We start from the raw sequence: 21,294 nt of genomic DNA, 5'->3' as shown, positions 1-21,294 counted from the left end.
AGAGCTCTCGCAGTGCGGCCGTTTTCATTTCTGCGTCCCGCGAAATAAAAAAACCGAATAGAGGCTAAATCAATGCGTCTTTCGTGCGGGTTACCACTCTTCTGGATTCCAGAATCTCCCAGAGACAGTGTCGCGGATAAAAGGAGGAAAGGGATGGCCGACAAGGCGCACGTGATGAGGGTTTTGAAAGAAAACCTGTCGCCGCTGAATGCTCTGTTCGAGGACGAGGCGGTCAACGAGGTGATGGTTAATCCCGGCGGTAGTGTCTTTGCGGAGCGGGCTGGCGAGATGATCTTCATCGATGACGCGGGCCTTAAGGATGTGCAGATTGAATGTGCAATCGTCGCGCTCGCGAAGACCGTCAACGAGACGGTTCAGGCGAATTCGGCGAAGACGTTTATCTCCGCCTCGGTAGAAAACATGCGGATAGCTGGAGCGCTTGCGCCTGTTTCCCTCGGTGGACCCTCGCTCACGATCCGTAAGCATCAGCAGGGTGGAAAGCGTCCTACGCTGGATGAGTTGGTCGAGCGGCGAATGTTGTCGAAGTCGGACGCGGAACTGCTGATTGAGCTCTTCGTGAAGGAGAAGCGGAACCTGATGGTTGGTGGGCCGACCGGTAGCGGGAAAACGACTCTGGCGAACGCGTTGTGCATGTGCATTCCTCAATACGAGCGTGTCATCTCCGTTGAGGACTCGGCCGAGCTAGAGCCAAACCTGAAGCACCACGTTCGCTTCATTACGAATGCGACCAAAGGGGCAACGGCTGCCCTGACAGTCCAGCATACGCTCCGGTCGCGACCCGATCGCCTGATTCTCGGTGAGACCCGCGGCTCGGAGACATTTGATCTGATCCGGGCGTTCAACTCTGGGCACGACGGCTCGTTGAGCACGCTTCACGCGAGCTCTGCAGAGGACATGCTCTACGCGCTGGAGATGCTCTACCAAATGAGCTTGCCTCCGGACGCAAGCCTCTCGCCGGAAGCGGTGCGGGGATATATCGGTCGCGCAGTGCACGTATGCGTGCACGTGACGCGCACAGTGCAGCAAGGTAGCGACGGCAAATACCAGTATGTCCGTCGCGTAAGTGAAATCGTTCGTGTTAAAGGAGTTAAAGATGGAAATTACGTACTCGAATCGCTTCGTTAAGGCGGTCTCCAAGGCGTCGCGCATGTCGTCGATTCAGGCGGCTGTGTTCGTGACCGTTCTGTGCGCGAGCCAGGCGGCGATGGCGAGCACTTCGGTTGACGTCTCGGGTCTGTGCATCATTCCGCAGATTCTGAAGACGGTGTGTGCCATCGTTGCGGTCGCAGCGGTCATGCTGTGGGCGATCGCACACTTTTCAAGCAAGAACGACATGGCTGACCTGACGGTGAAGATCGGCGTGCCGACGGTTCTGGCCAGTGTCGCTGTGACCATCATCACCGACCTCGGCCTCTCGTCGTCCTGTTCGCTCTAACGGGGACAGCCTGTCATGCGGACATCCCCGATCGTCCAGGCGATTGTTAACCCGAAAATGTCTGGCGGCCTGAGCGGCGCTCATACCGCTGTCATTTATGGATCGGCGGGCGGGGTGGGCTTTCTGCTTTCGCAGTGGCACTGGTGGGCCACGATCTTCCCGATCGTGGTCGCCTTTATCGCGCAGGCCTACTTCAAGAACCAGTTCCGTCACGACCTATTCTCGCCCCAGATCAGAAAGAACTACGACCTGATGGCAGACCGGTATCACCCATGGCCGCGCGAGACCTTGCGTGGGCGCGGCCAACGTCCGAAGGGATTCGGGCGCAACCTTCGTAGCTGAAAGACGTACAGGATCGAATCTCGTCATGGCAAAGCTTGCTGAGCCTCAAATTCCCGTATTCCTCGCCAAAGAGGACGACCGTCCCCTGCAGGAACTACTACCATGGATGACCTACCTTGCGGACGGTGTGATCCTGAACAAGGATGGTTCCCTGCTGGCAGGATACGAGTATTCGGGACTCGATCCTGACAATATCGATGACGAGCTTGTTGACCGGGCAGTTGAGGAGCTCGAACGCGCGATCAACGCGAATTTCGACGAGCGGATCACGCTGTGGATCGTGACGAAGCGTCGGAAAGCGTACAGTTACATCAAACAGACGTTTAAGAACGAAGTCGCGAGGCGCGTTGACGAGGCATATGCAAAGCCTTACAGGAACGGCTCCTTCTACGAGATGTCCCGCTGGTTCTTTGTTCTCTTTACGGGGAACACAGGCGTAGACGGCTTGATGGATCGCGTACGTCATATTGAGGCGGAGGAGCAGGTGGCCGGTCCAGTCGCCTATATGAAGGCGCTGAACGGTTCTGTTTCGACGTCTGCTGGACTCGCTCGGGACCGCCGGCAACTCGAAATGAACTGGAAGGCATTCGAGCAAATTCTTGGCTCGTTCGTCGGGTCGACGCCTGCGCTTTCATTTAAACGAATGAAGTCGGAGCAGTTTGATAACGCACTCTTCCAGCTTGTCAATCCAGCGAGTGAATACGATGTTCTTGAGCGCCCCGAAGACGTAATGCTCGACAGTTGGGTCCCGGCGGACTCTGTCGTCGTTGGTTCTGACGTTATCCGGTTCACCGGTAATCATGGCGACCGCTATGCAGCGGTGTTTGGCGCGAAGCAATGGCCAAAGCGCGTGCATCCTATGATGCTTGAGAACCTTCTGCGTTCCGACAACGAGCTTGTCGTCACGCAGACTGTGCGTTGCCTGGGCAAGGAGGCGAGCGAGAAGGAACTGACGGAAGTCCGGAACTTCCTCAAGATGACCCAGTACTCGGTCCTCGCAACCGTTATGTCCAAGATGACAGGGCGCCAGGCGGAGGCGGCACCGGGCAAAGCCGAGCTCGTTGAGGAAGCGGACGAAGCGCTGTCGCGTTTAACGGGCGGAGGTCCAAACTCAGCCTACTACAACCTCTCAGTAATGGTCTTTGATCGAGATCGGGAGAGTCTGGAGCGTCGTTGCGCAAACGTCGCACGGCTGTTTTCCCTCAAGCGCTTGCTGACGATTCGCGAGCGTGAGAATCTCGGGCCGACCTATGCGGCAATGTTGCCGGGTAACTGGCAATGGCAGGCGCGCTTCCATCTGGTGGGTGTTGACAACGTGGTGGATCTGGCGCCGATATACACGATGGACTCCGGCCCGCGAATCCATGCGCACTTCTCTGAGGTAGTGAAGAAGCGCATGCCGCCACACGCCATGTTCATCGACACCTACGGCTGCCAATACAGCTGGGTGCCACACGTCGGACAGGTGGGCCATGCGATCCTGATCGCCCCGACTGAATCTGGCAAGACGACCTTTGTGAACTTCTGCCTATCGCAGTTCCAGAAGTATGGCGACGTCAACACGTTCATCTTCGATCGGGACGCGTCAGTCAAGATCACGACATACCTTCACGGCGGCAAGTATCTCGACTACAAGGGCGGAACCCTTAAGCTGAACCCATTCGCTCTTGATGATGGCACGGAGTTCAGCCGGGTCTGGGTACGCGAATTCATCATGCGGATGCTCGAATTGTCGGGTTACGTGCTGCAGCCAGCCGATCGTGAAGAGATTGATCGAATTCTCGGGGTCATGTACGACGAGCACTTTGTCAGTAGTCGAACGATCTCGACGTTCCACTCCCTCTGCCCCGAGCGTATGGCTCAGGCGATCGGTGAGTGGCTGCACGGGCAGCCGTACGGCATCTTTGACAATGAGGAAAATGAATTCGCACTCGAGGCATGGACCGCGATCGAAATGAAGGAGCTCGCGGCGATCCCGCGGCTCTTTGAGCTGTTCATGGAGTACGCATTTCGCACTATCGACATGGCGCTTGATGGGCGGCCGACGTTTATCTATCTTGAGGAAGCATCCTTCCTGCTGCAGATCGAAACTTTCGCGAAGAAGATTGGTGACTGGCTGAAGACGTTCCGGAAAAAGAACGCTTTTGTTTGGCTCACCGTCCAGAGCCCAGGCTCGATCAACGGGCCCGTTCGCGAAGACCTTATCGACAACATCAAGACGACGATCCTGATGTACAACAACAAGGTCGAGTCTCATCGGGAGTTCTACAGGAAGAATTTTGGGCTGAACGATACGCAGATCAACCGTGTCGGTCGTTTGCGCCCGCGGCTGGAGTACATGTTTGTTCAGGATAACTTTACACGTGTAGTACAGACGACATTCTCTCCGGAGGTATTGAACTATCTGCGCTCGGAAAAGCACTTGCAGACCGTTTTCAACCGGCATAAGGCAACAGAGAAAACCAATCCCAACTGGCTGGACGACTACCTGGCGGAAGCCGCAACCATGAAGAGAATTGACTATGACCGAGAACCGGAAGAAAGCGCTGAACGCTAAGCTGCTTGTATCTGCCTTCGTGGTCGGATCGGCCGCGTATGCAAATCAGGCTATGGCGTTCGACATGGTCTATGACCCCACAAACTTCGTCGAGAACCTGGCGAGTGCAACGCACTCGCTGGCACAGGAGGAGCTTCAGATCCAGGCTGCAGTGCGCCAGGTCACGATGTTGGAAAACTCGGTTAAGAACACCGAGAACACCATCTCCAGCCTCAAAGGCATCAACTCGATCACATCAGCGAGCCAGACGATCTCAAGTCTTCTGAGCCAGTGGAATACAGACGAGACTTTGATGAACGAGTTGGGCGGGGAGTCCACGTTCATTTCGGGGGTGCTTTCGCAATACGCGGCGAGTTCGTCGACTGGAACACTGACCGACTACATCGCACGTTTGTCTGCACAGCAGACCATCAAGCAGGAAAACGCAACGTCACTGTTCGCGAACTATCAAAATATGGCTTCTGAGCTGCAGAAGACGATCACGCAGCGACAGACAATCGCTGCGAAGAATACCGGTGCGCTGGGTACAAGCGACGAGATTGCGATCACCAACGCGCAGCTAGACAACATTGCAGAGATCAATCAGGCAACGCTGCAGGGAATTCAGACGCTGGTTCGGCAAAGCGCTTATAACCAGACAGCCGATCTCGCGCGCACGACGAATGAATCGACCACGCGCTCTACCGCGAACACCATGGGGACGGCCGCGGCTGCTGGTACTAGCGGCATCAGCACGGCGACTACGTTGCTTGGATATTGATATACGAACAACGAACGCCAATCATGCGTAAATCAAGAGGGTTTGAGGCCTCGGTAGTGAGCGGGATATTCGCTTTTTTTCCTGTACAGGTATGGGCGAGCAGCGCGTGCGCCGCACTATCTTCGGGCGAGACTGCCAAGTGGACTGCGGTTAGCAAATTTGTCAGCGTGATCTTGGCGCCACTCAACAGCGCTCAGTCGACTATTGCGACCACAGCAAACACGATGGCGTCGAGTGCGTCCTCGGTAGGGCTCGCGGTCGCCGGGCTTCTCGCCGTGACCTACCTACTGTGGTCGATCGTTGATTCGTTCGCTGGCAGCGGCGAGAGCATCATGAGCATCATGGTGGAGGTGCTTGTGCCCGCAGCGATTACTGCAGCCGCGATTGGTTCGTACTCGAGCCTCGTGAGCACGAGTGGCGGCCTCCAGGGGGTGATTACCGCTTTCACTCAGGCGGCGACCGGATCGACGTCAGTCTCTAGCGCAATGGCTAGCTACATGGAGACGTTGGCGGACACCTTGGGAAACGCATTTTCGACGCTGCTCTCCGAGTTAGGATGCACCAGCATCACAAGTTTTACCCTCGCTTTGGTCGGCGAGATGCTGCTTTCGATCCTCATCGTTTTTCTCGCGACGGCACTTTCGGTCATTGCCCTCGGCGAACTGGTGGGCGTGCTGCTAACCGGAATCGTAATGGTTGGGATCGCGATTGCTGTTGGCCCGCTCTTCGTCGCCTGCGCAGTCTGTAAGTGGTCACGGGGCTGGTTTGATTCGTGGCTCAAGTTCCTTCTAGGTGCGTCTGCATACCAGATGGTAGCGAGCATCGTCCTGTCTCTAGTGTCTGGCATGGTCACATCCATACAGAGTCAGATTCAGACCACGAACCCCTCGACGTCGAATAGTAGCGCTGGTGTTTCCATTGCAGGTCTTTTGGGTTTGCTGGGGCTTACTTGGGTGATGGGGCATCTCTTTAGGGAGATTCCTCAAATAGCCGCAGGCTTGTTCGGTGGCGGGGCGGTTAAAGCACCTGATCGGCTGTTTGGCGGCCAACCAGGCGGCGGGAAGAAAGGTGGCGGAAAAGGTGGCGGAAAAGGTGACAAGGATGGGGGGAAGGACGGGGGGAAGGACGGGGATAAGGGCGGCGGCAAGGGTGAAGGAGGAGGTTCTGGCGGTGGTGGTGGTGGTGGCGGCGGTGGCGGGCCGTCTGTATCGAGCCAGACAGGCTCTTTTTCCGGGGGATAGCTAAGCGCCCGAAAGATATCCACGGCGTGGCGGGGCTATCGACTCGCAAGGGTAAGGAACCGAGCGCAAGCAATCTGATCTGCTCGATTGTTCCGCCGCCTACGTTTCCTTTTGTATGAGAGAAATACTACGAGCGTCAAACATGTATAAAGCTAAGCGGTACTGGCGCACCCTTGTGCTGGGGATACTCCTTCAGTTGCCGTTGTCCCTACTGTTCCCCGCGCAAGTTTGGGCCAGCGATGCCTGTGCTGCGGTATCCGCCGGCGAGAAGGCGAAATTCAGCGCAGTTAGCAAGTTCGTGGACGTGATCATTGCGCCGATCAACAGCGCCCAGTCGACGATTGCGACCAAGGCAAACTCGATGGCATCGAGTGCTTCGTCTGTCGCGCTCGTGGTCGCCGGGCTTCTCGCGGTGACGTACCTATTGTGGTCGATCGTGGATTCGTACGCCGGTAGCGGCGAGAGCATCATGAGCATCATGGTAGGGGTGCTCGTGCCTGCTGCGATAACGTCGGCCGCAATCGGTTCTTACGCGACGCTCGTAAGCACTAGTGGCGGCATCCAAGGGGTGATTACAGCGTTCACTCAAGCGGCGACAGGCTCGACCTCGGTTTCCAGTTCAATGGCCAGCCTCATGCAGACACTGGCGGAGACTCTAGGAACCGCATTTACAACGTTGTTCAGTGAAGCCGGTTGCACTGGAATCTGGAGCTTCACGTCGGCGATGATCGGCGAGTTGCTGCTTTCGGTCCTCATTCTCATCTGCGCGACGGTCCTTGCCGCTATTGCAATCGGGGATCTGGTGGGCGTCCTGCTAACCGGCGTCATCATGGTGGGGATTGCGGTTGCCGTTGGCCCGTTGTTCGTGGCCTGTGCTGTCTGCAAGTGGTCGAGAGGCTGGTTTGACTCGTGGCTAAAGTTTCTCCTGGGAGCATCGGCCTATCAGATGGTCGTGAGTATCATCCTGACCCTTGTCAAGGGCATGGTCACTTCTATACAGACCGAGATCACGACTGCGAACCCTGCGAACTCAAGCAGTAGCGCGGGCGTCTCCATCGCAGGCCTTTTAGGATTGCTTGGGATGACGTGGGTCCTGCGGCATCTCTTCATGCAGGTGCCAACGATTGCCAGAGGACTGTTCGGAGGCGGTGGGGTCGGCGTCGCGAGCTTCAACAAGGCCGTTGCCCAAGGAGCGAAGGATGCCGTCAAAGGGGCTGAGCGTACCGCCAAGGCTGTAAAGGCTACACCGGCCGTTGCGAGGAACGTGGCGGCTAAAGCACAGCGCGCCGCGGGAGCAGCGAAGGACTTCTTTGGTGGCGGAAAGGGGGGAGATAACGGGGGCCAAGGCAGCAGTGGGCCAACCGTAAGTACTGAGACGGGTTCGTTTAGCGGTGTTCCTCAGCTGACAGGCCCGACGGCTGTGCCTGAGGTGCCACCCTACGGAGGCCCGCCGCAACTTGCCGGCCCGAGCAGTGGCGAAGGTACCGGAGGTGACTCAGCAAGCAACATCGGCGCCAGTGAGTTTGTCGTCGAGGAATCGCAGGACAAGCCTTTGACCGGCAATCCGAACGGCGAGTCCATCTGGGACCGCCAAGGGGGTAGCCCTGATGATGTCGAGGATGCTGACTGGCGCAAGTCGTAACAGAAGGGCCGACAGGGTCTCCTCGATATTGGTTTATTCGAGCCTCAGCGTGCTCGGCTGCGCTCGATACTATTGACCACACGCTTCCACGGACTTTCTTCCCAAAGATTGCATTCGATGCGATTGCCATCCGGCAGACTATGCCGGATGGTGCCAGGCGCAGGGCGGCTACCTGCCACCCGCCAAGCGTACATTGCAACGTGCCCGTACGCCAGGAATGACTCTGCCGAGTTCCATTCTACAAACACAACCCCACTCTCCCAGCCCATCCGGGAAATGTGTCGGCCGAGCAGAATGGGCGACTTCTCCCCGTAACCTTGATGATTGCCACTCAGTTGCAATGCCCCCATTACGAAGCGGAGTGAAACATGGCGATCGTAATCCTTCGGATACACGGTGCCCTTAAAGTCCATTCCGCTAGGTTCGAACGTGTCGAAATGATAGTTTGGGTCACCAATCACCAATGCTCCGTCCGGAGTGCTGTGGCGAAGGAAAGGCATCTTCAGTGACTCAGCCACTCGCTTCCACGCTTCAACCAACAGCCCGGAGTATTGAACTAACGCTGCCTTGCTACGGTAGTGAATGGTTACGATATCGTTGATGTCCTCAATGCGGAGAATCTGCTCGCCTGGCATGAAGTCGTGCGGGGACGTTTCGTGGGGGCGAGACAGTGCCTGCATAGCGCCGAACAAGTAGCCGTAGGTATTGAAGCGCTTGGGATCATGAGGTTCTATAGTAAGGATGTGCATTTTCATTCTCTGGAGAGTGGGTGCGCGTGTTGCGTGCTTAAGACCATGATACCGGTCGATCCCATCACGCAACTCAACTTTGAGTCGCGCCGGAACGGCGGCTCGATTCACGTTTGTCCGAAAAAACTTCAAATGGGACAATGCTGAATCTGAAAGGCCAATAGAATCAATGCATAAGGACAATTCCCGTGCTTGCTTCGGTCTGGATTCGCGTTTCCGCTACAAAAAAGCCGGCGTCCGGCCGGCGTGATCCGCTAGAAAATCCCCCGTTTGAGTCACGCATTCGGTGGCTACCGCGTGAGCGATGCCGCGAGAATTGTGCTTATGAAAACACTCACCTCAAAACGAAGGGCGCGGTCGGATTCAGCCGAGGAAACGCCGACTGAAAAGTCCGGGCGACCGTCGGTTCCGCCATACACGCCGGGACCTATCCGCGAATCCGCCGTGCGTAAGTATTTTGCGCGAGGTGAGATGGAGCGGATCACATCAAATCGCTGGTTTCTTGCGACCGTCGTGCTTGTTGCGATGCACATCCTGAACTCCGTCGCGTGGATCGTTTTCCTCCCGTTGAAGACGGTTCAGACTATCGTCGTGCATGAGAACAGCGCCGGGCGGGAGACCGCTGATATGGGCGGGACGGCATCGTACGTACCGGATCATGCCGCTATCGAGTACTTCCTTTCGGAGTGGATCAACAACGTCTACGACATCAACATGTCGACGATCGACGGGAATCTTGCACTCGCAGGCAAGATGACTGTCGGAGATGCGACCGATCAGCTGAATGCGTTGCTTCACAAGTTGAACCCGTACGCAAAGCTTCACGACAACTCCCAGTTCCGTCAAACCTATAACCGTCTGACCGCGAACTGGATTAACGACGACACGTTGATCATGCGTTTCACCCTGACCGATCTTGATGGTCCAGGATCGACGCCAGTCATCTCCACGTGGGCAATGACGATCACGTTCGCCCGGATTCCTCCGACGACGATCGCGCAGGTGAAGATCAATCCGGGTGGAATCTACGTGAAGAGCTTTAACGTCAACCAGGAACAGTAATCGCATCCGCCTGATCGCGTTTGTTGACCCTACAAAAGGTCTCGCCTTATGAAATTCCCTCGCTGCTTGTCGGCGTCGATGTTTGTAACGTTGGTAGTCCTGTGTACAGCATCGAGCGTGAACGCTGCCGAAGCTAGTTTTCACAATCCAGCTGAAACGCCGATGCCTTCGCCGTTTGATGATCGCATTGTCTCTTTTACCTATAGTCCGGACGCGGTGTATCCGCTCCTGACGCAAATGGGTGAAGGCACGCATATACAGCTTCAGGCGGGCGAGGGAGTGACGGAGAAGCCCGTGCTCGGCGACACGATCCAGTGGCGCGTAAGCGGTGGCCCGACCAACCTGTATGTGAAGCCGGTGCGCTCGGGTATATCGACGACCCTGACGCTTGTGACGAACAAGCGAACGTACGAGTTCTTTCTGGTCGCCTCGGATACTGGCGGGAAGTTCTATCAGCAGGTGAGCTTCGTCTATCCGGACGACATTAAAGAGGTCCAGCTCAGAGCTCAGGCGCAGGCAGAGAGCTTTATTACGGAGAAGCGCCGGCTTGATGGTCAGGTGCTGACCCCCAGCCTTGACCCGACATCGTTCCATTACGGCTACAAGATCACGGGTGATGCACCGTTCAGACCGATCGACGTCTTTGACGATGGCAAGAAAACCTTCTTCCGCCTGCCGGACGTTCAGGACTTGCCGGCGGTGTTTATCCAGGATGACAAGAAGCACCTTGAGCTCATTGTGACCCGTCCTCAGGGCAACTTCATCGTAGCCGATCGCATCGGTGACCGGTTTGTACTGAAGCTCGACGACGAGGAAATTACCGTTGAGTCGGACCGCGTCAAGCACTGGTGGAGTCTTGGCACGAACAACAGTAACTACACGCGCTGAGGGCGTCGATGTCTGATCAATATGAAGATGAGGATTCACCGTTCGCGGCGGAAAACCCGTCGCGTCGACGTGTGGATCGCAGCGATATTCCGGAATCTTCACAGTCGCCGGATCGTGAGCCTCTGGAAGATCTGACGCGAGGCAAGCGCAAACGCGGCAAGACGGCTGGATTTATCCTGGTTGTAGCTCTGCTCGCCGGCGCACTGTATTACGTCTTTGTTGTGCAGGGAAAGTCTGGCGGCCATCATAAAAAGGACACCGACACACTGACACCTTCTGACGCAGCAGGGACGAATGTTGTGCAGCAGGCGAAGCAGGCTGGCCTTCAACTCGAGCAGCAACGTAATGACGAGGCCGCAGCTGCTGCGAAGCGTCATGATCCTAACGCCGCTGCTGCGGCGACGATTGGCGGGATGGGAGGGCCGCAATCTGCACTGGCGTTACCGGCAAATGGTGCGAGTGCAGCGGCAGAAGCTGCTGCAGCTGAAGAAAAAAAGGAGCTGGAGGCTCGAGCGGAAAAAGCGGCTGAAATTGCGGCTGCGCCGTTGGAAGCGACGAATGTCCAGACACTGCGCGCATCCGATGCAACGGCGGCGAGCGGTGCAACAGCGTCTGCCGACGATATGACAAAGACGCTCACCGACCAGTTGAAGGCGAATCAGGCGGCAGCCGACAAGCAGTTTGACAGGGCAATGAAGCAGGCCGAAACCTCCACCAACACGAGCAACACCGCGTCGGCGACCTCCACTGCAACGTCCAGGGCTTCGCAAGAGGACCAGTGGCTGGCCGCGCAGAAAGCTGATGACAGTGAAGCAACCAGAATGCACGCAGCACCCTCGTCACCGGTCGTCGGCGAAGGTACGCCTGTTCGTGCGGTGTTGATTACCGGATTGGACACGGACTTGCCGGGCTCTATTACCGCGATGATTACAAGCGATGTCTATGACACGGTAACCGGCCAGCAGTTGATGATCCCGAAGGGCTCACGTCTCTCGGGCCAATACAGCCATGACATCAAGGAGGGCCAGGAGCGCGTTCTGATCGCGATGACGCGACTCGTGCGGCCGGATGGTTCATGGATTGATCTCTCCGGCACGACTGGTGCAGAGATGGATGGCTCCAGCGGCCTGGTCGGCGATGTCAATAATCACTTCTGGAAGATCTTCGGGAGTGCGCTGGTCATTGGCGCAGCAACACTGCTGGTTGACCGCGCTGACACGAACGTCACCGTATCGACGGGTGCGAGCACTACGCAGGAGGGTGGGACGATCTTCGCCCAGACGCTTCAGCAGGTCGTTCAGAACCTTTTGCAGAAGAACGAGAATATCGCGCCTACGATCACGCGCGACGGCGGTACCCAGTTCATCTTCCTGGTCCGACATGACCTGGCGTTCACGCCGTACAACAGGACGTAATTATGGCTAACCTGAATTTCGGAAAACGGCGGGCGTCGCGCAGCGTGAGGCACTGCCTCTTCGTGACCGCCGCATTGGCGGCGTGCCCTGTGTTCGCCGCCACCGGTCTTGATTTTGGATATCGCATTGATGGGCCAACAAACCTAAGACCGACGCTTGTCTTTAATGACGGTGAGGACACTTATATCCAGCCGTCAGGAAATGCGCGAGTTAGCGCGGACGGCGCCCATCAGGACGGACCGTATCTAAGAATCCCCGGCATTCCTGATAATTTTACTGTCCGGGCCGGGGCTATCTCCATGCGTGTCGAACACGAGACGTTGCCGTCTGGTCCAACTTCGCCACGCGCGTACGCCGCGTCGCGCCCGATCGTGCTGGAAACCAATGCAGCGCACTCCCAACGTCGTCCTGATGACTTCGATGGTGCGACAACGGGAGTACCGCACGGAACTGATGCGATCGTGCCGCGGCAGGCGCCGGCCGGCGACATGCGCGCTTCAGCCCGGATGGAGGGTGGCACCGAGCCGCCGATCATTGGTGGTCCGATGATGCAGACGCCGGTCACAACGCAGTCGGTCGCCCCAGGAGGCTACGCAAACCCGGCGGGTATCACGCCAGTAGTCCGCCCATTGTCATACCTTGCGGCGCGTTTCGGCGCCGACGGTATTCGGGACGGCTTCGGGGACACGATCCAGATTCACTTCCGGTTCCGACCGAACCCGGATATCCAGTTCGCGTCGGCGGACGGAAAGCATCTGGAGTGGTTTTATGACGCGACTTCGAATGTGATGACGGTGAGCGCGACACCGAAATTTCTCGTACGGGATGGCCGTTCGAGTGTGGTTGTGTCGCGTGTAACCGATGACACATTCCTGTATCCGCCGGATAACGCCGCGGGACTGAACCGCGTATTCGAAGACGCCGGCGCGGTCTACCTCGAGGTTGCAGCGGGAACAAAGCGAGTGACAGTAAGGCAAGACGGAAAGGTACTCCCTGGCCGTCAAAAAGGCCGCTACTACCGTGTTACGGGAGCGGCGGACAACTTTGTGGTCGATGCCGACGGATTCGACGTCACTGTCACCCGAGCTCGCACCGTGCATTTCACCGACCAGGATGGCAGCGAATCGTGAATTTCACATCGTTTAAACATGGGCGCGGGTCATTGAGCTCAACCAGCATGGAACAGTTTCGCTTGCGCGTTCGAGCCGCCAGTGTTTGCGCACTGATGCTGTATGCGGGTAGTTCGAGCATTGCCTTCGCGAACGACGGTTCTGGCGCAAGCGCCGGCGGCTGGCAACCGCTGGATGGGTCTGCAGTCGCCGCGGCGGATACGTTTGCCCAGGCCTCGGATCCGGCAAGGAGTCTTACGTCGAACAATGTTTCGTCGACTCCGCAAGCTGATTTTGACGGCGGGAGTAACTCCATTCCGCGCCGGGCATCGGCGGTCACGCAAACCGGTGTTCGTCCGAATAACGTGCATACCGTCAAGGGCCACGGTAGGAAGGTGGTACTTAGCCGGATGATGCGAGCGGTTTTGCCACGCGGGTTCACAGTCGACTACGGCGATGTGCCCTCGACGAGAACCGTGAGCTGGACGGGCGGCTCTGCCTGGGACCTCGTGCTTGCCGATTCGATCGACGCACTTGGCGATGTAAGCGTCGATATTGATTGGGACAAGCGCCATGTCACGCTCGCCCATATTGACGCGCTCGCGACGGAATCCGTTTCGACCACGCCAACGATCTCGGGCGACGATTATGCGTCTGGCGCGCCCATAACGTTCACGCTGGTTTCAGGTGAGTCGCTCGAGCGTCAACTGGCTGGTTGGGCGAAGCGTGCTGGTTGGACCGTTACATGGAACACGCCCGAAGATTGGATCGTGCCGCATGCGAGCTCGTTTGGAAGCGATTTTCAGCAGGCTATCACCGAGGTGATTAACCAGATGGAATCCAACGGGGCAGATGTTCGTGGTGACATCTGGACCGGCAATCATACGGTCGTAATCGATCGGGCAGGAGTTAACTGATGTCACATGTATCACGTATCCGACGCCCGGTCGCGCTTGCGCTCAGCCTGGCGATCACGTTGTCATTTAGTGGCTGCGGCGTATACGACACCTTTCACCAGGCGAACGAAGTCGCCAATGAGGCGAAAGGTCAGTACGACAAGAAAGTGGAGTCTCGCGCGGTTGTGAAAGTACACGACGGCGCGTGGTTGCTTGGCGACAAGATCCAGGCCAGTAGTCCGCAACCCGCGATCTTTGACCGACAGGTCGTTTTTCGCAATGCGGATCCCTTGTCACTTTCCGATATCGCCACGTGGATTGCGAGCAACGTAGGTGTACCAGCGTCTGTGGATGCGTCAGTCGACGGGACCAGTGCGTCAGCAGCTAGTAGCGCTAGCGAGGCGTCCGGCGCCAAGGGCGGCAAGAGTCTAACGATGCCACTTCCTTCGCTGCCTGGCTTGATGAGCGCGGCGAATGCGGGAAATTCTGCAGCCGCCGTACTGCCGCAGGACCAACCGCGAGCCGCGATTAACTACGAGGGCAAGCTGGGAGGACTGCTTGATGTCGTAGACGCGCGCTATCACGTCTGGTCACGATATCGCGATGGGAGGATTACTTTTTTCCGCACCGAAACCCGTACATTCTCAATCCCCATCATTGCTGACTCCGGGAGCATGAAAGGCACGATCAGTACCAAAGGTAGCTCCTATGGCGGTTCGAGCTCCTCGGGTTCGTCGTCCGATAGCGCATCAGGCGACTCGCAGAACGTTGCGATGAATGTCGACCTTGAGCCGTGGAAAAATATTGAAAAAACCGTGTCCGCGGTCGCCGGCGCTGGCTCGACCGTTGTCGCTGATAGCGGCCTGGGCATGCTTACCGTTACCGGTACGCCACCACAATGTGACCGGGTGGCGGACTGGGTTAAGTCGATGACCGCGATGTTTGGCAAACAGGTCGCGATCGACGTACATCTGTATCAGATCAAGGAGACGTCGGAGGACAACTACGGGGACAAGCTGACTCTTGCATTCGCAAGCAGTGGTGGTCATACCGACGTGTCCGTTTCAAGCGCAGGTATCCCGTCCGTTTCCAGCTCGTCTAGCGCGATGAGTTTTGGTGCTTCGATTGTGGGCGGCACGCTATCGGGTTCTTCTGCGACGATTCAGGCGCTTTCAACCTTGGGTAAGGTCTCTGAACTGGTTTCCCGTTCGGGAATTACCCAGAACGGCAAAGCCTTGGCACTGCAGGCGGCCACCGAGGAGGGCTACGTTCAATCGACCACGACAACCTCTACCACGAGTGTCGGTTCTTCCACTTCGATTCAGACGGGTACGCTGGTTCCGGGCTTCACGAGCAGTTTCCTTCCTAAGGTTGTAGACGGTCGAATCCTGATCGACTTCGACATGACGCTCTCGAATCTGGATAGCCTGGCAACGTACACATCGGGTAGTAGTTCGAATGAATCAAGCGTTGAGCTGCCTACGATGGAGATGACCCGCCTCCAGCAAAGCGTGAGCCTGAAGCCGGGCGAGACCCTTGTGCTTACGGGCATGAAACAGCAGAAGGCCACCACGACCAACAATGGGGAAGGTAGCGCTTACCTGCCGATTTTTGGCGGCGGCGTTGATGCGCAGCGGGATAACGTCGTGATCGCAGTCGTCATTACGGCGCGGTTGTTGTAACGGAAGGGGACACAATGGGTCTTAATTCAATGGAACGCATTGTCATGCGATCAGTACTGCGAAGTGCACTGGTGGTTGGAGCAGGCGTATTTGCGTCCGTAGCTGTTGCAAAGGTACCGCCATATACAAATCCCGCGAGCTCGGTGGATGCTATTGAGAAGGAAGACTTCGCTACGAGTAAACCGTTGAGGGGCAAGGCTAAAGAGGACTTCACTACGAAGAAACCGGTGAGCGTCACGGCTAAAGACGACTTCGCTACGAGGAAGCCGGTCAGCGTTACGGATAAGCAAGACGGCTCTATGGTGAGACACGAAAGCGCTGCTCCGCTGGAGCAGGCGCCGACTTCCCCGTCGCTCGAGCTCCAGCGGCTGAACGAACAGGGTGTCCTCCTTTCGGCACGCTTGCGTAATGCAAAGCTTCAGGACGAGATCAACCGTCTCACACATACGCAATCAGCTTCGCCGTCGCCGGGCATCGGGGCGGCATCGGGGGCGGAGTCAGCTGTGATCTCGGGCGACGATGACCGTGCGGTCTCCATCAGCGCATATGAAGGGCATTTCCAGGCACGGCTACATATTGCCGGGCGCGACATCACGGTTCGTCGCGGTGATGCGGCAGGTAGTGGCTGGACGGTGTCGCACATTGACTCGGCTGGCGTGACGCTGGTGCGCGGGCACGAACGTCGTGTCTTGAGGGTATGACGTGGCGGAAATTCTTTCCCTTCCCGGAATAAAGGGCAGCTTCGTCGTGGGCCTGTCGTGGCGCCACGAAGATGAGGTGCCTCGCGCGAGCGAACTCGCGTCGCGTTCAAGGTTGAACGGGCGTTGGGGTGCCGTATGGCATACCGCGTCTGACGCCGTGCAGGTCGGATTCTGCGAATTGCCGGAAGACGTGCGCAAACCTTCAGCTCTGCGCGTGCTTGCTGCAGTCATTGCTGCGCATCGCCCCTCGCCCTGGATCGGGTTATTTGACTTGGGCGAAGACCAGCATTGGCTTATTGCTGTGAGTCGGGGAGGTGAGATCATTCCTGACGGTGACGCATGCGGCACGCTGAACGAGATGCTGAGCCTGCGTGAACGACATATGGCGTTGGGCGAGTGGGGTTCCTTTGAGGGGGACGTCGCTACGCTCGCGGCCATGGTCGAGGCCTCCTCGAGCAACGTTCTCCTTCGCGACCTGCAGCGTAAGCCGTGGCTCACCGCCGCCTATGCGGGGGGCTTGGCGTGTACTGCGCTGGGCCTTTGTCTGGCTGGTTTTGTCTGGCATCACCAGCGAGAGGTACAGCGATTAAAAGCTGAGCATGCGCGCCAACTCGCCATTCTCGACGCGCTTCAGGCCCGGCACGATGCAGAAGCAAATGTGTTGCCATGGACGCGTGAAGCTCGCGCTTCAGAAGTTGCGACTGTGTGTGGTGAGGCGTGGGCGCGACAGCATCTGGCGCACGGAAGCTGGACCTTGAATCAGTGGGATTGCGAGCCCGGAGCCGGTTTGCACGGCGGGATCACAATTTCGACAGATTGGGTGGGGGGCCTCGCCGCCGACGCCCCGGGCCAACTTGCTGGCGATGCGAAGCTCGCTCGCTTGTCGTCGCATGTGCCTCGCGTGTTCGCGGCTGGCTCGTCTTACGCTCAGGCTGAAAGTGACGCGCGGCGTGCGCTCTGGGTCTTCGCCCAGCGCTATGACGTCCCACTCAATATCCAGGGGCAACGCGAAGTCAATGATGCTCCCGGTGCGAAGTCTGCATTGCCGGCTCAATCCGCTTGGTCTCGAAGCATCGCGACGGTGACGTTCGATGTTCCTCCGTGGGGTGGCTGGAGTGGCGACCTTGATAGCCTGCCTGGGGTACGCCTCAAGTCCGTCAGTTGGGGCGCCGGCTCGACGAGCGGCCCTATAAAGGGCGGGGGTGCAGCAGCGTCCGACAGCTCGCATTGGAAGGCTACGCTCGAGCTCTACACACTCAATACTGCTGTGCATATGGACGCAGTGGCGCCCTCTGGCGGGGCGGCGCAACGTCACCCCCACGGGATTTCAAAAAAGGTCAAATCGTGACGAATTTCTTCACGCGTAGTGTGTCTCGCGTCACGGCGCAGCTAGCCGGCGACGAAGATCGGCCAGCTGCGGCCGCGTCGCCAGCAGGTGGGCAACGCACCCTCCGCGCCACAGGGGATCCCACTGCTCAAAACGCCGAGCGTCTTCCTTCCCTTCCTGAGGGGCTTGGCCCTTATGTTGTCTATCACTCAGTTTCTGCGCGGCCGTTCGGGCGGGTCGCCATTGACATGGGAGTGGTCACGCCTGCGCAGCTGCAGGTGTTGCTCGAAGAGCAGGGACGAACGGGCCGCAGTGTCGAAGAGCTCGCAGAGCAGACGGGTCTACTGGACGAGACCGAACTCGACTTGGTCAGGCAGGCGCAGCGAATGGATGTCCATGTCGACGTCCGCCACGCAGCGACCGCCGCCTTCCTGACATGGATCGCAGATCTGCGCCGGTTTGGTGTTCGGCCAGAGGTACACCGTCTTTCGGCCGACGAACTCGAGGCGCTTCGAATCGCGCAACGTGTCCAGTCCGTCGAGGATGAGAACGGCCTCGCCACGCTCATGGAGGCACGAAGAATGTTCACTGAGGCAATCGCGCTCGGAGCGACCGACTTCGTGCTGCTGGTACGGGAAACCCATGCCGAAGTGCAGGTACGGGTCAAGGGCGACTATCGGGTTGTGAACGAATACACCCGCCGACCGGAAGAGGGGGAGGCGCTTGCGCGTGCGATTTACACCGGCCTCGCCACGGTCAAGGATGCAACATATAACCCGCGGGAGTTCCAGGATGCCCAGATTCACGGGAGTACCTTCCCGAGAACGAGCCTTGAGAGCATCCGGATCATCCGGGGACCGCACTATCCGACAGAGAGCTGCAGCTTTCTAATCGCACGACTGCAATATGGACAGGAACCCGCAAACGGGGATGCTCCGCGTGAGGTCGGTCGCGTACTTACGCTGCGCACACCTAAGCCCCCCACTGGACAGTTCAAAGTTCGGGGCTACACACCGTTGCAGCACGATCTGTGCGAGCAACTTGTGCGGCTACCGTCTGGAGTCGTGCTGGCGACGGGGCCAACGGGGAGCGGCAAGACGACGACGCTATATCAGCTGATGCGCTATCAAGCGCAGCTCTTTCCTGAGGCACGTCAGATCACGATCGAAGACCCGCCAGAGTATCCGCTGCCATGGGCAATTACGCTCGACGCGAACGGCAAGGACTTTCGCGAGATGGTCCGGATGACGCTGCGTATGGACCCAGACATTATCCAGTTGGCTGAGATCCGCAAGGCTGACGAGGCGGTGGCCTGTCTTCAGGCGGCAGAGACAGGCCACTTTGTATGGTCGACGCTGCACGTGATGGATGCGTTCCGCGTTATGCCTCGTCTTGCAGGTCTTGATGAGGAGCGGCTCGCTATGTCGAAGACCTGCGACCACGAATTGATCGTAGCGATGGTGGCGCAGCGGATCGTTCCGGTGCTTTGCAAAGCCTGCCGCCGGCCGCTCGATGAATCGCGCGAAAGTCTTCCGGAATACATGTTGCGCGCCTTAAGCACGTGGGGTGATACCAGCGGGATTCATTTGCGTGGTCCTGGGTGCAAGGAGTGTGGAGATACCGGCGTCACCGATCGGGAGGCTGTCGCAGAGATCGTCCTGTCCGACGAAGAGCTGATGGAAGGGCTTGTCAAGTTGGGCTTCGTTGAGGCCCGACGCCGGCACCGCGCCCGCCCGGGCTCGGATCGTTCGCTCCTCGCTAATGCTATGGAGAGGGTGCTGAGTGGGCAGTTCTCGCCACTCGACGTGCATCGCCACGTGCATCGCCTCGAATCTGCGGAACATCACAACTTTAGCTAATGGCAAAGACAATCTCCAACTTCAAGGTCTATCGTCTGCCATGGACCGTGCGCCAGCGCTTCTACGAACAGGCTTCGAGCCAGTTGGCGAACGGACTTGGTATCACCGAAGTTCTGAGCGGCTTTCGAAAAACGCTTATCCGGCAAAAGCGGCGGAAGTCTGCGCGCACGGTTGAGCAGACCCAACTCAGGATGATCAACGGTGAGACCTTTACCGAGGCTATGCGCGAGAGTCTGACAAACCTTGAGCGCGGCGTACTGGCTGCCGGTGAGCATGTTTCAAACCTTCCCGGCGCCATGCGTCTGGTTCTTGACGTCCGCTCGATGACGACTAGCATTCGACGCAAGCTTCAGTCGACGTTGTTCAGTCCGCTCACTTATCTGGTTGCGTTCTGGATGGTGTTGTTCACGCTTGGTCACAGCGTGATTCCACAACTGGCGTTGGCTGTCCCAACTTCCCATTGGACCGGGTGGGCTGCAGTACTCAATGCGCTCGGTAGCTTTGCGACCGGGTGGTATGGGCCGGTAGCCCTTGCAGTCGTTGCCGGTATCGGCGCCGGTGTCTGGATGGCACTGCCCCGATGGACGGGAAGAGGACGAATCTTCTGCGACCGTTGGGTTTTGCCGTTCATCGTGTATCGCGAAATAAATGGCTTCGTGTGGTTGATTTCGTACTGCGCGCTGGTACGCGCTGGCGTGACGAACACGGACGCGCTCGAAGGCCAGATCGCCAACGCTTCCCCGTGGCTGGCCTCGCGGCTCAGGCCGATCCGGGTGGGCCTGCGTGACGGTGAGCGGATGGACGAAGCCATGCGTTCATCGCGAAACGGTTTTCCCTCGGAAGACCTCGTCGACGAAATTGGCGCTTACATCGACTATCCGGACTTTTCGGAAAAGATCGAAACGGTGGCCCGTGAGTATGCGAAGACCCTTGAGCGGAAATTGGTTTTTCGCGGAATGTTCGTCTCAGGCCTCTTTGGCGGACTGATGTATTTCGCGTTTCTTGTGCTGCAGCTGGGCAGCAACGAAATCTCGTCACTTATCAACGCGTCGGTTGGCGCAGGCCGTTAACCCGCGACTACGGTTTAGTTAGAAGGAGCAGAGCATGGAAGGTATTCTTGGCCGCGCAATGGCGGTCGTGTTGGGTCTTATCGCACTCGCTGCGGTCGCACTAGCAGCAACGGGCGCGTTTTCAAGTAGCAAGGCGAGCACCGTGGTGTCGGACATCACGATGGTAGTGGCAAATGCGCGAGGACTTTTTAGCCAGAATAACAACGGCTACACGAACTTCACTAGCGCCAATGAGAGTGCGCTGTCGTCAGCCGGTGTGTTTCCCTCTGACATGGTACGTAGCAGTGCAATCTACGACGCCTGGGGCAATTCCGTAACGCTCTCGAGCGCGGACAGCGACACAGAAGGAGTTGTCGCGTTTGGCGGCGGCGGTTCGGAGACGGTGAAACAGTGCGTTACTGTCGTTACTGGTCTCAAGGACTACGTGAGCCTCGAGGTGGGCGGTACGACATTTACCGAAACCAACCAGCCAGATGCGACGACCGCAGAGTCCGCGTGTGAGTCGGACCTGACAATTACGCTTACGTTCCAGTAACCG

19 protein-coding genes are annotated in these 21,294 nt (G+C 57.9%); 18 read left to right on the top strand and 1 reads right to left on the bottom strand.

Going from position 1 to position 21,294, the window contains the following annotated elements:
• The first annotated feature begins 153 nt into the window (after nucleotides 1-153).
• From U5A67_RS25405 to U5A67_RS25375, 7 genes are all read left to right on the top strand, one after another.
• On the top strand, nucleotides 154-1,146 hold the full coding sequence (locus U5A67_RS25405; protein WP_321816699.1) for a CpaF family protein: 993 nt from the start codon (nucleotides 154-156) through the stop codon (nucleotides 1,144-1,146).
• Nucleotides 1,115-1,456, top strand: a complete 342-nt coding sequence (locus tag U5A67_RS25400; protein ID WP_321816700.1) for a hypothetical protein — start codon at nucleotides 1,115-1,117, stop codon at nucleotides 1,454-1,456. Before U5A67_RS25405 ends, U5A67_RS25400 begins: the two co-directional genes overlap by 32 nt.
• Nucleotides 1,457-1,471: 15 nt before the next feature.
• Nucleotides 1,472-1,798 carry a hypothetical protein gene (locus U5A67_RS25395; protein WP_321816701.1) on the top strand — a complete coding sequence of 109 codons (327 nt, stop codon included), beginning with the start codon at nucleotides 1,472-1,474 and terminating at the stop codon, nucleotides 1,796-1,798.
• A 25-nt stretch (nucleotides 1,799-1,823) separates the two neighbouring features.
• Nucleotides 1,824-4,355, top strand: a complete 2,532-nt coding sequence (locus U5A67_RS25390) for a hypothetical protein (protein ID WP_321816702.1) — start codon at nucleotides 1,824-1,826, stop codon at nucleotides 4,353-4,355.
• Complete coding sequence (locus U5A67_RS25385) at nucleotides 4,321-5,115, top strand: hypothetical protein (protein ID WP_321816703.1); 795 nt, start codon at nucleotides 4,321-4,323, stop codon at nucleotides 5,113-5,115. Before U5A67_RS25390 ends, U5A67_RS25385 begins: the two co-directional genes overlap by 35 nt.
• Before the next feature lie 23 nt (nucleotides 5,116-5,138).
• Nucleotides 5,139-6,356 (top strand): type IV secretion system protein, encoded by a 1,218-nt coding sequence (locus U5A67_RS25380; RefSeq protein ID WP_321816704.1) that lies wholly within the window; start codon nucleotides 5,139-5,141, stop codon nucleotides 6,354-6,356.
• A gap of 142 nt (nucleotides 6,357-6,498) precedes the next feature.
• Nucleotides 6,499-7,998: a type IV secretion system protein gene (locus U5A67_RS25375; protein WP_321816705.1), complete on the top strand. Its 1,500-nt coding sequence runs from the start codon at nucleotides 6,499-6,501 to the stop codon at nucleotides 7,996-7,998.
• A gap of 44 nt (nucleotides 7,999-8,042) precedes the next feature.
• Here the strand turns inward: U5A67_RS25375 and U5A67_RS25370 are convergent, their stop codons facing one another.
• On the bottom strand, nucleotides 8,043-8,747 hold the full coding sequence (locus tag U5A67_RS25370) for a hypothetical protein (RefSeq protein WP_321959750.1): 705 nt from the start codon (nucleotides 8,745-8,747) through the stop codon (nucleotides 8,043-8,045).
• Between the two features lie 324 nt (nucleotides 8,748-9,071).
• Between U5A67_RS25370 and U5A67_RS25365 the strand changes: the two genes are divergently transcribed.
• The 11 genes from U5A67_RS25365 (at nucleotide 9,072) to U5A67_RS25315 (ending at nucleotide 21,291) form a co-directional block, all read left to right on the top strand.
• Nucleotides 9,072-9,809: a type IV secretion system protein gene (locus U5A67_RS25365; RefSeq protein WP_321816707.1), complete on the top strand. Its 738-nt coding sequence runs from the start codon at nucleotides 9,072-9,074 to the stop codon at nucleotides 9,807-9,809.
• Between the two features lie 117 nt (nucleotides 9,810-9,926).
• Nucleotides 9,927-10,697 (top strand): TrbG/VirB9 family P-type conjugative transfer protein, encoded by a 771-nt coding sequence (locus tag U5A67_RS25360; protein ID WP_321816708.1) that lies wholly within the window; start codon nucleotides 9,927-9,929, stop codon nucleotides 10,695-10,697.
• A gap of 8 nt (nucleotides 10,698-10,705) precedes the next feature.
• Nucleotides 10,706-12,112: a TrbI/VirB10 family protein gene (locus tag U5A67_RS25355; RefSeq protein WP_321816709.1), complete on the top strand. Its 1,407-nt coding sequence runs from the start codon at nucleotides 10,706-10,708 to the stop codon at nucleotides 12,110-12,112.
• Between the two features lie 2 nt (nucleotides 12,113-12,114).
• Nucleotides 12,115-13,242, top strand: coding sequence for a TrbG/VirB9 family P-type conjugative transfer protein (locus U5A67_RS25350; RefSeq protein WP_321816710.1), 1,128 nt, complete (start codon nucleotides 12,115-12,117; stop codon nucleotides 13,240-13,242).
• Between the two features lie 47 nt (nucleotides 13,243-13,289).
• Nucleotides 13,290-14,138, top strand: coding sequence for a toxin co-regulated pilus biosynthesis Q family protein (locus tag U5A67_RS25345; protein ID WP_321816711.1), 849 nt, complete (start codon nucleotides 13,290-13,292; stop codon nucleotides 14,136-14,138).
• Nucleotides 14,138-15,799 (top strand): secretin N-terminal domain-containing protein, encoded by a 1,662-nt coding sequence (locus tag U5A67_RS25340; RefSeq protein ID WP_321816712.1) that lies wholly within the window; start codon nucleotides 14,138-14,140, stop codon nucleotides 15,797-15,799. Before U5A67_RS25345 ends, U5A67_RS25340 begins: the two co-directional genes overlap by 1 nt.
• A gap of 44 nt (nucleotides 15,800-15,843) precedes the next feature.
• Nucleotides 15,844-16,500: a type IV pilus biogenesis protein PilP gene (gene pilP / locus U5A67_RS25335; RefSeq protein ID WP_321959749.1), complete on the top strand. Its 657-nt coding sequence runs from the start codon at nucleotides 15,844-15,846 to the stop codon at nucleotides 16,498-16,500.
• A 1-nt stretch (nucleotide 16,501) separates the two neighbouring features.
• Nucleotides 16,502-17,848: a type 4b pilus protein PilO2 gene (pilO2, locus tag U5A67_RS25330; protein ID WP_321816714.1), complete on the top strand. Its 1,347-nt coding sequence runs from the start codon at nucleotides 16,502-16,504 to the stop codon at nucleotides 17,846-17,848.
• A complete protein-coding gene (locus U5A67_RS25325; protein WP_321816715.1) occupies nucleotides 17,845-19,686 on the top strand; it encodes an ATPase, T2SS/T4P/T4SS family in 1,842 nt (613 codons plus the stop codon). The genes pilO2 and U5A67_RS25325 overlap by 4 nt, the downstream gene beginning before the upstream one ends.
• Nucleotides 19,686-20,756, top strand: coding sequence for a type II secretion system F family protein (locus U5A67_RS25320; protein ID WP_321816716.1), 1,071 nt, complete (start codon nucleotides 19,686-19,688; stop codon nucleotides 20,754-20,756). The genes U5A67_RS25325 and U5A67_RS25320 overlap by 1 nt, the downstream gene beginning before the upstream one ends.
• Nucleotides 20,757-20,790: 34 nt before the next feature.
• On the top strand, nucleotides 20,791-21,291 hold the full coding sequence (locus U5A67_RS25315; RefSeq protein WP_321816717.1) for a type 4 pilus major pilin: 501 nt from the start codon (nucleotides 20,791-20,793) through the stop codon (nucleotides 21,289-21,291).
• Nucleotides 21,292-21,294 lie beyond the last annotated feature (3 nt).

The organism is Paraburkholderia sp. J69-1 (assembly GCF_905220255.1).
GTDB lineage: Bacteria > Pseudomonadota > Gammaproteobacteria > Burkholderiales > Burkholderiaceae > Paraburkholderia.
Note: the sequence above shows the minus strand (reverse complement) of the source record. Positions and strands in the feature narration are given on the sequence as shown.

Bases quoted from the DNA above. Each gene is read 5' to 3' on its own strand.
- U5A67_RS25405 (WP_321816699.1), top strand. From the start codon at position 154: ATGGCCGACAAGGCGCACGTGATGAGGGTTTTGAAAGAAAACCTGTCG.
- U5A67_RS25400 (WP_321816700.1), top strand. From the start codon at position 1,115: ATGGAAATTACGTACTCGAATCGCTTCGTTAAGGCGGTCTCCAAGGCG.
- U5A67_RS25395 (WP_321816701.1), top strand. From the start codon at position 1,472: ATGCGGACATCCCCGATCGTCCAGGCGATTGTTAACCCGAAAATGTCT.
- U5A67_RS25390 (WP_321816702.1), top strand. From the start codon at position 1,824: ATGGCAAAGCTTGCTGAGCCTCAAATTCCCGTATTCCTCGCCAAAGAG.
- U5A67_RS25385 (WP_321816703.1), top strand. From the start codon at position 4,321: ATGACCGAGAACCGGAAGAAAGCGCTGAACGCTAAGCTGCTTGTATCT.
- U5A67_RS25380 (WP_321816704.1), top strand. From the start codon at position 5,139: ATGCGTAAATCAAGAGGGTTTGAGGCCTCGGTAGTGAGCGGGATATTC.
- U5A67_RS25375 (WP_321816705.1), top strand. From the start codon at position 6,499: ATGTATAAAGCTAAGCGGTACTGGCGCACCCTTGTGCTGGGGATACTC.
- U5A67_RS25370 (WP_321959750.1), bottom strand. From the start codon at position 8,747: ATGCACATCCTTACTATAGAACCTCATGATCCCAAGCGCTTCAATACC.
- U5A67_RS25365 (WP_321816707.1), top strand. From the start codon at position 9,072: ATGAAAACACTCACCTCAAAACGAAGGGCGCGGTCGGATTCAGCCGAG.
- U5A67_RS25355 (WP_321816709.1), top strand. From the start codon at position 10,706: ATGTCTGATCAATATGAAGATGAGGATTCACCGTTCGCGGCGGAAAAC.
- U5A67_RS25350 (WP_321816710.1), top strand. From the start codon at position 12,115: ATGGCTAACCTGAATTTCGGAAAACGGCGGGCGTCGCGCAGCGTGAGG.
- U5A67_RS25345 (WP_321816711.1), top strand. From the start codon at position 13,290: ATGGAACAGTTTCGCTTGCGCGTTCGAGCCGCCAGTGTTTGCGCACTG.
- U5A67_RS25340 (WP_321816712.1), top strand. From the start codon at position 14,138: ATGTCACATGTATCACGTATCCGACGCCCGGTCGCGCTTGCGCTCAGC.
- pilP (WP_321959749.1), top strand. From the start codon at position 15,844: ATGCGATCAGTACTGCGAAGTGCACTGGTGGTTGGAGCAGGCGTATTT.
- U5A67_RS25320 (WP_321816716.1), top strand. From the start codon at position 19,686: ATGGCAAAGACAATCTCCAACTTCAAGGTCTATCGTCTGCCATGGACC.
- U5A67_RS25315 (WP_321816717.1), top strand. From the start codon at position 20,791: ATGGAAGGTATTCTTGGCCGCGCAATGGCGGTCGTGTTGGGTCTTATC.